The sequence below is a fragment of the Candidatus Viridilinea mediisalina genome (genome assembly GCF_002532535.1).
Taxonomy (GTDB): Bacteria; Chloroflexota; Chloroflexia; order Chloroflexales; family Chloroflexaceae; genus Viridilinea; species Viridilinea mediisalina.
The window spans coordinates 1-12,278 of sequence record NZ_NQWI01000058.1 but is presented as its reverse complement, the minus strand read 5'-3'; the positions used below and the strand labels follow the sequence as shown (position 1 = coordinate 12,278).

The following is a 12,278-nucleotide window of genomic DNA, read 5'->3' as shown; positions in this document are numbered from 1 at the left end:
TGGAGATTGGAGATTGGAGATTGGAGATTGGAGATTGGAGATTGGAGATTGGAGATTGGAGATTGGAGATTGCCGAACATGGCGTGCCAATGGGCTGTTGTGCTGCTGTCTGGTGGCTTCGCTGCCAGACGGCAGCACAACAGCCCATTGGGGTCATGTGAATGTCACCGCCGCACTAGGGGCAAGAAGATGCGGTTTGGTGTCTCTTCCTCCTCTTCTTCCTCTTCCTCTTCGACAAACGTGGTGAAGCGCCCGCCAGCGGTGAAGTAGGTGCTGTTGCCCGCTGGGTCGGTGGCGCGCACGATGAAGCGGGCCTCTGCGGCTTCCTCTGTAAGTGTGGCGGTAAAGCGTTCCGGGTTGCTTGCATCAGGGCTGAGCCTGATCTCGACCCATTGCTCTCCCGCTTGGGCAAAGATCGCTACCACCTCAAGCTGCTCGGTCTGCGGGTTGCCAGCACCATCTTCATCACGGGCTGTGACGATCAGCAGTGAGCTTGGTTCGTCGGAGGCGGGGCGGGTGTCGCCACTGGCATCGCGGATCTGCACCGACTCGATCACCGGCGCGCGGTCGTCGGCGCGAATACGCCTCGTGATATTCGTGTTGATGCTCGGATCATCGTACAAGATGCGGAAGACCATCTGCGAATAGGGGCGCAAGACGCCACTGACGCCATCTTCATCAGCACGGAACTGGGCCGCAAAGCTGGTCAATTGGTCGCGTTGCAACTCGCCCGTGCCTACGCTGCTATGGCCAAAGAACTTGGCCGGGAACCAGATGCCTGCGCCTGCAGTAAAGACCGGCTGGTTCGAGGTTTCCGTGATGGGCGTCTCTGTCTCGGTGACGATTTGGGTGATCTGGGGCTTGAATTCGTCGAGTGCCCCGTAGCTGCCTCCCACAAAGACCACATCGCGGATCTGCATGCGCTCGGTGCCAGCCTGGTTCAAGGCGCTGATGTCGTAGGCGAAGCTCGGTAGCGCGGGCGCACCCACTTGGTTATCGTTGAAGACCCGTGGGGTTTGCTCAGGGAAGCCGTGGTTAAGAACAAAGCTGTCGGTCACGACAAAGTTCTCGGCGTTAAGCTGGAGCAGCCTGCTGTTGGTGCGCGGAATCTCTACAAAATCACGCTCACCGAAGTTGATCGTAAAAGTGATGATGCGGGTCAACTGGCCAGTGCTGGTATTCGCTCGCGGCGCAGGGGTCTCAAGCGGCACATTGGGCCGCTCGGGCGCCGGGTCTTCCTGGGGCGGATCGAGCGGATTCCTGACCGCCACAGCGATGAAGGGCAGCCCATAGAGGTTCATCACGCTGAGGATCTTGTAGTCATACTCATTGAGGCTGCTCGCATTCCGCACATAGCGCTGCTTGGCAAGCATCAGTGCCTCGCCAATGGTAGGATGGCCGAGCATAGGGGTCGTATCGCCCTCACCCATGGTAATCCTACGGGCCAACTCCTGGGTCAGCAGCACGGCCAGCCGCTCGGAGTAGTCAATCCCGTCGGTGATACCATAGCCATAGCCGGTATTACCGATCCAGTTGCCGCCATGGTGCAGCTTGGCCTGGGGGAAGTCGGCGGCATATTCCAAGAGTGAACGGCCATTCAACTGGCGATTGAGCGCCGAGACGGGGACGTTGTAGCCGCTATGGCAGCCCACCGAATAGCCCAGGGTACGGGCGAAGTAGCGACTGTAGTACCACTGATCGGGATCATACGGGACACCTAAGAGGCGTTGGGCTAAGAAGGTGCCCCGCTCTTCGTTGGCAGGCAGCACCTGCCAGTGGTCAAAGTGGGCATTGACCGAACTGAGCCGGATTTGGGGCTGCGTATGCGCTGCAACGGTTCCGGTGATGGGCAGGTCGCGCTCGAGCCGCTGGTCGAACCAGTCGCGCTCCAGGTCGGGGCGTTGCCACTGATTGTTGATCAGGGTTGTGTATTCCGTCGAGATCAGGCCGGTGGCACTGAAGATACTACCAATGGCTTCTGCCTGATCCTCCAAGAAATCGTAGCCACTGACAAAGGCCAGGGTCTCTACTGGTGGTTCTTCTTCACCATGCCAATGTGGTTCTTCTTCACCATGCCAATACTGTTGACCCCGCAAATCGATGAGGGTTGGATAGGCTGACTGGAGTTGCGCTGCAGTAGCCGGTGCGCTGTTGTAGGGTTCAGGATGATGGAAGTCACCATGAGTATAGGTGTTCAGATAGGCCAAGATCTCAGCCGGAGTCTCAACCAAGCGGCCAACCGCGCGGTTGGGCAGGAAGAGCGGCGCACCATAGAAGCGGTAGGGTCGGTCGGTGCCGTAGGGGTTGTCACTGAGCATCATCCGGTAGCGCAGCGCCGCACCCAAAGGCTGGTTGGGGTCAAACATGGCTTGTCCCGCAACCTCAGCCGTATAGTCCAAATAGTCAGCTTCATTGGCAATCGTGGTCAGGTCGGGCAGGCGGAAGAAGGGGAAGATGTCGTCACCGCCGACCAGCACGATGTTGCGTACATTGGGATAGGCAACCGGGGCAGTTTGGCTACCCAAGACAAAATTGGGCGAGGATAGCGTTTCACCCGCAATCGTCGCCTTAATGATATTGTCAATGAAACGGGCAATGTAGTTGGCATAGAGCGGGTTGTTGCGGTTCGCATCCCAACGGGCGTACACTTCGGCCAACGTTGGCGCACCAGCACCTACCGGACGCAATTCACTCAGATCAATGACCAAGCCATACTCAGCGCCGCGATTGGTGGGGTTGGGCGGGTAGAGCGCCAACGATTGCAAACTCTGGGTCAGTGAACTGATCAGATCACCATCGGGCGGCAAGCCGTAGCGGGCGGCAAGGCGTTGCGGGTGGTAGAGGTAGAGCGTTGTAATCGCTTCGGGTTCAACCCTCTCGCTGGGCGCAAGGTTCACCTGCACGCGGGGCGCGGGGGGGGGCACATCTAGGGCACTCCCCAGCACGGTTACCTCTAGGCGGTAGGGGCTTTGGCTAAACTCGCCATTCTTGGGGGCCACGGCCACAAAGTAGACGCCCGGTTGCCAAACGAAGGTGTCAATCTCTTCGGGGGTGGTGCCAGCATTGATGCTGATGGCTGAGATGCTGCCACCAATGGCTGAGATGCTGCCGCCAATGGCCGAGATGCTGCCGCCAATGGCTGAGATGCTGCCACCAATGGCCGAGATGCTGCCGCCAATGGCTGAGATGCTGCCACCAATGGCCGAGATGCTGCCGCCAACCTGCGTGATACCCTCTAGCCCAGCCATACCGGCATCAAAATCAGGGGGCGGCATCAGGGTCTCATTGGCCGGATCAAGGCCACCGCCAAAGACGAGATCATAATCGGCGGGCAGGTCGCTCAGGGTGATCTGCACCCGCGAGGCGGGGTTGGGCACCACAAAGCTGAAGTAGTCAATATCGGACGAACGTCCAATCGTACCAGTCACCACCTGCTGCCAACTCACTGGTGGCGGCATACTTACGGGCCCAATTCGTTCAGCCGTTTCAGGCGTGTCGTTCTGTTGGGCACCAAATGCCTCTTGTTCGGCATAGGGGGGCAAGACGGTAGGGGTGGTGTTCAACGGAGAGACGTTTGACTGCTCGTATGCTTCCGCTACAGCAGTAGGCTGCTGAGCTAGCGGGGCAAGGAGCATGGTCATCAGCAGGAGCATGAGCAGTGGACTTGTCATGCGTTGCATGGTGCTGCCTTTCCTTTCTGTTTTCGCCATTTTATTTAGATGTTGCAGACAGAAGAGGGACAGAGAATCTCACCACAGAGGCACCGAGGGCACAGAGTTTAGAACAGAGTGAGTGCCAACAATGGAGATTGCCATGCCACCCACTTCTCTGTGTTCTCCGTGTCTCTGTGGTGAAATCCTCTGCATCTCTTCAAAAACTCTTCACTGAAAGCATCAGGAACGGTTACCTGCTTACCAATGGTAGGTAGAGCTTGAACATGTTGTTCTCGGTATCGCCGTTATCGCCGTTATCGCCGTTATCGCCGGTATCGCCGTTATCGCCGTTATCGCCGTTATCGCCGTTGTCGCCGTTATCGCCGGTATCGCCGTTTTCGCCGTTGTCGCCGTTATCGCCGTTATCGCCGTTGTCGCCATTATCGCCGTTATCGCCGTTGTCGCCGTTGTCGCCGTTATCGCCGTTGTCGCCGTTGTCGCCGTTATCGCCGTTGTCGCCGTTGTCGCCGTTGTCGCCGTTGTCGCCGTTGTCGCCGTTATCGCCGTTGTCGCCGTTTTCGCCGTTTTCGCCGTTGTCGCCGTTGTCGCCGTTATCCCCATTGTCGTCGGCGGGCGTATAGGGTGTGAAGCGGCCCCCAGCGGTGAAGTAGGTGCTGTTGCCAGACGGATCGGTGGCGCGTACGATGAAGCGGGCCTCGGCGGCGGCGGCGGGCAGCGTGGTGCTGAAACGCTCAGGGTTGTTGTGGTCTTGCTGGAGTGGCAGTTCGACCCATTGCTGTCCATCCTCAATGAAGAGCACCACAACTTCGAGCCGGTTGGTCTGGTCGTTACCTGCTCCATCTTGATCGCGGGCGGTCACCAAGAGGAGCGAAGTCTCCTCGTTGGCAGCGAGAATGCGATCGCCATCGTTGCTACGAATGACCACCGCTTCGATCACGGGCGGGCGCGTATCGGCGCGCAACCTGTTGGTGGTAGCGGTGTTCACCGCCGGGTCGTCGTAGGTCACGCGGAAGACCATCTGGCTATAGGGGCGCAACAGACCCGTGCTGCCATCCTCGTTGGCGCGGAACTGGGCCGCAAAGCTGATAAGTTGGTCGCGTTGCAGGTCGCCGGTACCGACGCTGCTGTGGCCAAAGAACTTCGCCGGGAACCAGAGGCCCACGCCTGCGTTGAAGCTCGGTTGGGTCGAGGTTGCCATAATGGGCGTCGTGGTCTCGGTGACAATCTGGGTAATTGGGGGCTTAAAGTCGGCCATTTCGCCATAGCTTCCCCCCACGAAAGTGACATTGCGTACCTGTAGGCGCTCGTTGCCTGCTCGGTTTAGGGCGCTAATATCGTAGGCAAAACTGGGTAGCGCCGGCGCACCAACTTGGTTATCACTGAGCACGCGAGGTGCCTGGGCCGGGAAGTTGTGGTCGAGGACAAAGCTGTCGGTGACGACAAAGTTCTCAGAGCCAAGCTGGAGCAGCCTGCTGTTGGTGCGCGGGATCGTTACAACATCCCCCGCATCAACATTGATTGTAAAGGTGATAAGACGGGTCAACTGGCCGGTGCTGCTATGCGCCAGTGGCGCAGGGGTCTCAAGCGGCACATTGGGCCGCTCAGGGGCAGGGTCTTCCTGCGTTGGTGCCAAAGGCTCAGGCACTTCAACCGCAATAAAGGGCAAGCCATAGAGATTCATCACACTGAGAATCTTGTAGTCATACTCATTCAGGCTACTCGCATTGCGCACATAGCGCTGTTTGGCGAGCATGAGCGCATCGCCGATAGTGGGGTAACCAGGAAACGTAGAACCGTCAATGTCCTGCAATAGCTCACGGGCCAACTCTTCGGTCAGCAGCACCGCCAAGCGTTCCGAGTAGTCAATGCCATCGGTGATGCCATAGCCATAGCCGGTATTACCGATCCAGTTGCCGCCATGGTAGAGCTTGGCTTGAGGGAAATCGGCGGCATACAGGGCGCGTTGTTCCGTACTCAGGCCCGACCAGAGCGCCGCTTCGGGCACATTGTAGCCACTATGACAGCCCACCGAGTAGCCAAGTGTACGTGCAAAGTAGCGCCCATTGAAATAGAAGAATTCCTCGGGATCATAGGCTGGTTGCAGTAAGCGCTGGGCCAAGAAGGTACCTTCGTCCTCTTGAGCGGGCAGTACCTGCCAATGGTCAAAGTGGGCATTAACTGAACTGAGGCTGACGGGCCGATCGAATTCGGGCGAGACGATCCCATTTGCAGGCAGATCATCATCGAGGCGCCCAACGAACCATGCTTGCTCAAGCTCAGGCCGCTGCCACTCATCGTTGATCAGCGCAGTATACTCAGTGGGCGCAATGCCCGCCCGCTCAACGAGTTGGCCAATCGCCTGAGCCTGATCCTGCAAGAAATCGTAGCCACTCACAAAGGCCAGTTGCTCACGCGGTTGCCAATCGGTACTCCGCACTTCAATCAGCGCATGGCGTGTGGATTGCAAGCTTGGCGGGGCATCAGGGTAGCCATAACCAAACCTGCGTTCACCGCCGCCATAGGTAAGCAGATACTCCAGAATCTCTTGGGGCGTCTCGACCAGCCGCCCGACCGCGCGGTTGGGCAGGAAGAGCGGTGCCCCATAGAAGCGATAAGGCCGGTCGGTGCCGTAGGGATTATCGCTCAGAATCATGCGGTAGCGCAGGGCCGCGCCCAAGGGATGATTGGGATCAAACATAGCTTGCCCAGCCACTGCTGCCGTGTAGGCCAAGTAATCGGCCTCATTGGCAATTGTGGTCAGATCGGGCAATCGGAAGAAGGGGAAGATCTCGTCGCCACCCACAAGCACGATGTTGCGTACATTGGGGTAGTGTACCGGACTAGCATAACGATCGCCTAACACGAAATCATGTGTGGTGTAGATTGAGCCATGAATTGCCGCCTTGATGATCTTGTTCAGGAAGTGGGCAATATAGTTGGCATAGAGCGGGTTTTCCGCATGCTCATCCCAGCGGCGATAGAGAGCATCCAGGGTTTCCGAGCTCTCCGTGTCAGTCGGTGTCAGTTGACTCAGATCAAGCACCACGCCATACTCAGGGCGATACCAGTTGGGGCTTGGCGGATAATGCGCCAGATCTTGCAGTTGCTCGGTTAGATTGACAATCGTGGGATCATCGGGTTGCAAGCCATAGCGTGCGGCGAGACGTTGTGGATGGTAGAGGTAGAGCGTCGTCACCTCTTCGGGGTCAATCCACTCAGCCGCATGTAGCCTCACAATGGTGCGCGGTGCAGCAGGCGGCATCGTCAACGCACTGCCCTCAACCGTCACCTCAAGGCGGTAGGGTTCGGCACTAAACTCACCATTCTTGGGCGCCACGGCGACAAAGTAGACCCCAGGCTGCCAGACGAAGGTATCGATCTCTTCGGGGCTCATGCCGACGTTGATGCTGATGGCCGAGATGCTGCCGCCAATGGCCGAGATGCTGCCGCCAATGGCCGAAATGCTGCCGCCAATGGCCGAGATGCTACCGCCAATGGCCGAAATGCTGCCGCCAATGGCCGAGATGCTACCGCCAACCTGGGTAATCCCCTCCAAACCCTCCATCCCAGCATCAAAATCGGGCAAAGGTCTAAAAGACGTACCTTGGAGTTCAACCCCACCACCAAAGATGAGATCATAGTCTGCTGGCAACTCACTCAGGGTCAGCCGCACCCGCGAGGCGGGATGGGGCACATTGAAGCGAAAGTAATCAATATCAGCAGGACGATCAATCGTACCAATCACCACCTGTTGCCAACTCACCACCGCACTATCTGGCGGCCCAATTGGTTCGGCACGTTCGGGATGATCATTGCGCTGCGTACTATCACCCAACTCAAGCTCAGTGTATCTGGGCAGAAGCTGCATTGCTGCCGGTGATGCCACGGTTTGTTGCTGCGCTAATGCTACTGCAGGCGCATTGGACTGAGCCGCTAAGGGGGTGAGCAAGAACGTGAGCAACAACAGAGCAATCAGAGGACGACTGATGCGCCGATGCATGGGCTTTCTCCTTACCATTCGCTCATCACCTTCTAAAGGAACTACAAACCATCCCCTAGGGCTTCCACAAGCCCTACGTCCCGTTGAGCATCAAGCTCACGAAAGATCTGCTTTGCCGCCCGAGTGGCCATTGCAAACATGTGTTCATCGCCACACGCTTGGGCCAACAACGCCTGTTGGTAGCGGGTCTTGCCCAATTCATAACGGTGATCGAGTTGGATTAGGTCCGCGCAACTCTGTTCTAAGTGCTGTGTGGCGGCAGCAATTTGGCCATGAGCCAACGCAACCTGACCAAGCACCCGCCGAGCGGTTGCCTGTTCGACCGCCATACCCAATTCACTAGATACTTCTAACGAGCGTTGGGCAAACGTTTGCGCGGTTGTTGGATCACTCAATGCAAGGGTAGCTTCAGCCGCTAAACGAAGGACTTCGGGTAAAAAGTTGCGCGCCTTGATCTGTTCAAGGGTCGTAATGGCGCTCGTAAACAGGGGCATAGCCTCAGCAGGACGATGCTGGAGGAGTAACACCTCACCGCGATTGTAGGTGGTGACGGCCACTCCGAGCGCCGAGCCAATGCGCCCAAACATGGCGCTACTAAGTTGATAGAGTTCATCAGCACGCTCAAGTTGTCCACGTCCGACAAGGACGACCGCCAAATTATTTGATGTACGGGCAACCGCTTGGACGTCACCAATACTTTCACTGATATGTAGACTTGCCTCATAACTCGCAATGGTTTCGGCCCAGCGCCCAAGATTGAGGTAGACTTGGCCCAGATTATTCAGTACGTCGCTTTGACCACCAAGTAGATTGTGTTCGGCAAAGAGTTGACGGGCCCGTTCAAACGCAGTAATCGCTTGATCACTGTCTCCCTGATCGCGGTAGACATTGCCAAGCAGCTTCAGGGCATGGGCCTGATCGACGCTACTCTCCCCCTGTTCGGCTAGGCGCAAGCCCATACGGGCCCACTCCATGGCCCGTTGGTATTCAGCCTGACGGAAGTAGATGCCGGCCCCCAACAGGTAGCAGCGGGCCGTTTCGCCCCGAAGTTCCATGGTAGCAAGGGCCATGCCTTGATGCAGCCAGACAAAAGCTTCATCGTAGCGCGAACGGCGCTCTTCGACTGCGGCCAACTGGCGATGGAGGCGCAACCAGGGTTCACTTGCGGGCGTCGCCAAGCTCAATGCAGCGTGAAAGTGAGCTTCGGCATCGTCATTTTCACCCAGCAACAGGCGTAGTTCGCCACTATGTTCATGAATAGCGCCAAGCTGGGCCTCAAGTTCAGGGCTGGTCGCACGCTCACGTAGGCGCTTGGTAATATCGAGCGCCCCGCCGTAGAGCGCCAAGGCATCGCGGTTGGCAAAGCGCTGCGCGGCCTGTTCTGCTGCCCGTAGGTGGTAGTGCAAGGCCGGCTCAAGCTCTTCAGCCTGCAGGAAGTGCCAAGCCAAGATTGCCAACTGCTCATCAGGATTATCGCGGCTCAGGTGTTCAATGCGGCGCGCCACACGCCCGTGGAGTTGGCGTCGCCGGGCGTAGAGAATGCGCTCATAGGCAACATCGCGCAGCAGCGCGTGGCGGAAGAGGTAGTCGAGGTAGCGGTCGAGCTGTTCCGCCTGGATCAACTCCATACTCACGAGACGCTGGAGGCCCTCATCAAGGCTGGCTGTGCCGCTATAGGTTCCTTCGATCACCGGACGCTGGAAGCGCCGTCCGATCACCGAGGCAACCTGCACCAACTCTTGGCGCGGTTCGTCCAGACGGTCGAGGCGTGCCGTGAGCAGCCCTTCAATACTGGTTGGCAGCGCCACTTCCTCTGGGTTGCGCGCCAAGAGCCATGTGCCTGCTGCATCACGCTGCAATACCTGCTCCGTGACGAGGGTGCGCACCAACTCTTCAATGAAGAAGGGGTTGCCCTGGGTGCGTTCGAGCAGCGGTAGCACTGCGGCTGGTGGTTCAGCACCGAGCAGCGCGGTCAGCAACTCCACACTATGCTCCGCCGTCAGTTCACCCACACGCAGATGCAAGGTATGTGGCTGCCCATCCCAGGGCGCCTCAATCGGCGGATCAATGCGGTAGGTGCAGAGCAGCAGCAGCGGAATGCCATGGCGCGCCTCGCTCAATTGGGCCAACACCTCTTGGGTCGGGAGATCGGCCCAATGAATATCTTCGAGCAGCAGCAGCAGCGCCTCTTCGTTCGCAGCGCCCACAAAAAGGGCAATAATCAGTTCTTGCAAGCGATCATGGCGCTGTTGTGGCGTAAGCGCATCGGTCAACTGGCTATCTTCCAGCGGCAAGCCCAAGGCATCGCTAAGGAGCGGAGTGAAGCGTTCCAGTTCGGGGGCCAGTTGCTGCACCCGAGCAAGCAAGAAGGCGCTCAAATCCTCTTGGTTGCTCGGGCGAGCGGCCAGCCCCAACAGCCCCCGCAGCGGCCCCCGTAAGGCTGCGTAGGGGGTGCGCTGCTCGTAGCCTTGACACTCGCTGAGCAGCAGGTCAAAAGCGGGCACCCCTGGCTCACCGGGATGCACACTGGATTCAATCAGGCGCTGCAAGAGCTCTTCGGCAAGGCGGCTCTTGCCCGCACCCGCATCGCCAACGAGGGCGATGATCCCGCCATGGCCACATAAGGCTGCGCTACTTGCGTCCAACATGGCCCTGATCTCGGTGCTACGCCCAATCAGCGGGGCTGGGGATAGTTGCGTATCGTGGGTAGCCAAGGTCACTTCGGCCAAACCCAGTACCCGTGCGGGCGTTAATGGCGCACTGATGCCTTTCAATTTCAGCGCTGCCCCATCTTCTAGCACACACTGCTGGCGTACCGCTGTGCGCGTACTGGGCGAGAGCAGAATTTCGCGCTCGTTTGCTGCCGACATCAGCCGTGCTGCCAAATTTACTGCCGAACCCATCACCGTATACTCATAGCGCGTGGTGCCACCAACCCGCCCGGCAAAGACCGTTCCGGTGTTAATGCCAATCTTTTGGGCTAAACGTTTCTGCCCATTGTCCTGCTTTGCCGCCGCCAACAACTGTGCAATCTCATTATTGGCCTCAAGCAGCATCTCACGCAACTCCAAGGCACAGCGCACCGCCCGGATCGGGTCATCCTCTTGGGCACTTGGCGCACCAAAGAGCGCCATCAGTTTATCGCCATGGGTGTACATATCCACTTTGTTGATGATGCCATCATAGTTATGTACAACCGCTTGGGCGCGGCGGTAGTAGGCATTGAAGACCGCAGCGGCCACTTCGGGGACATCCTGGAGTTGAGCCAGTAGCGCACTAAAATCGTAGACGTTGGCAAAGAGGACGGTCACCGGACGAAACTCGCCCAAGGCGCTCTCACTCGTTTCAAGGAAGCGCTGTGGCAGTTGGTGGATCAGGTAGGGTTGCAGGGCTGCCAGTTGGGTTGCAAGCTGGGCCAGGGTTGGCAGATCATCAAGGCCAGTGGCAAGCAGCGGATCGGGAGGCGGTGGGGGCAACTCCGGTTCCGGCATGGCCGTCAGCAGGTGGAAACCGCCTCCGACCCCGCGCAATGTGACCCCCTCGATGTGGGTGGCGGTCGCGGCGGTGATTACCACATGACCGGGTTCGGCAATCTCTTGAGCCATTGCCACCCGATTAACCTCTGGGCCGGTCACGACCAACTCAATATGCGAGCGATCACCAACCTCGGCGGCAAAGACGCGCCCACTGTGGACGCCCACGCGCAACCGCAGGGTGAAGGCCCCAGCGGGGGTTTGCAGTTCAGCAAATTCAGCCATCCGCTGCTGCATAGCCAGGGCCGCTGCTGCGGCAGCCGCAGCATGTCCAACCCCCAAGACCTCAGTATCAAAAAAGGCGGTCAGGGCATCGCCACCAAACTTGAGCAGCATACCCTGGCGGGCATGCACCTCAGCAATGAGCGCAGCAAAGAGGCCATTCACCACTGCGCTCACCTCCTCGGCCCCCTGACGCCCCAGGGTACTCAAGGTTTCTGAAAGTACAGTGAAACCAGAGAGATCGGCAAAGAGCAGGCTACCCTGCCAAAAGGCACCACTCACCCGACCCGGCTGAGGGTCGGTCAACTGGGTACGCACGAGGCGTGCGGGAACGAAGGCCGCACATGCGGCCAACTGCCCACGCAGTTCTGCCGCCAAACGTGCGCGCACCTCAGGCGGCAACTCACCACGACGTACCAGAAGTGTTGCAAGATCGGCTGGTAGATGAGGCGCAAGCGCCTCGCTATACGTAGCAGTTGTGCTCATAGCGTTGCCACAATGCTTGTAGGCTTATGTTTAAGAATAGAAAATTAGGAAATAGAAAATAGGAAATAGAGCAAAAACCACCCTGTTGAGCGTAGGGGCGCGGCGACGCCGTGCCCCTACACCGCGTGCGAAAATAGGATTAGCGTACCTTATCTTACGTATTGCACCTAACAAACGTTACATGGAATCTATTTAGGTTTAGGGAAGGTTTCAGAAATGCGCTTTCAGCTTTACCGTCTTAGTGCCGACTTTAGTCGGCAAAGGTGTATATCTATTGTGCCCCTGTTAGCCTCAGATTGCAATATAGTCTTTCAGATAATGTTTCTGGAACCTCTAGGATCGTGGGAGGGGTTTTCGGGGAGG

3 protein-coding genes are annotated in these 12,278 nt (G+C 58.0%); all 3 read right to left on the bottom strand.

Going from position 1 to position 12,278, the window contains the following annotated elements; all coding sequences use genetic code 11:
* Window positions 1-164: 164 nt before the first annotated feature.
* The 3 genes from CJ255_RS12945 to CJ255_RS12935 all read right to left on the bottom strand — a co-directional run bounded on the left by CJ255_RS12945 (window position 165) and on the right by CJ255_RS12935 (window position 11,915).
* Complete coding sequence (locus CJ255_RS12945) at window positions 165-3,680, bottom strand: peptidase (protein ID WP_097644524.1); 3,516 nt, start codon at window positions 3,678-3,680, stop codon at window positions 165-167.
* A 223-nt stretch (window positions 3,681-3,903) separates the two neighbouring features.
* Entirely contained in the window at window positions 3,904-7,674 is a 3,771-nt protein-coding gene (locus tag CJ255_RS24115; protein ID WP_217352440.1) for a peptidase, read from the bottom strand.
* Window positions 7,675-7,715: 41 nt separating this feature from the next.
* The gene (locus CJ255_RS12935; RefSeq protein WP_097644523.1) at window positions 7,716-11,915 is read right to left on the bottom strand and encodes an adenylate/guanylate cyclase domain-containing protein; all 4,200 of its coding nucleotides are present in this window, start codon (window positions 11,913-11,915) and stop codon (window positions 7,716-7,718) included.
* Window positions 11,916-12,278: the final 363 nt, after the last annotated feature.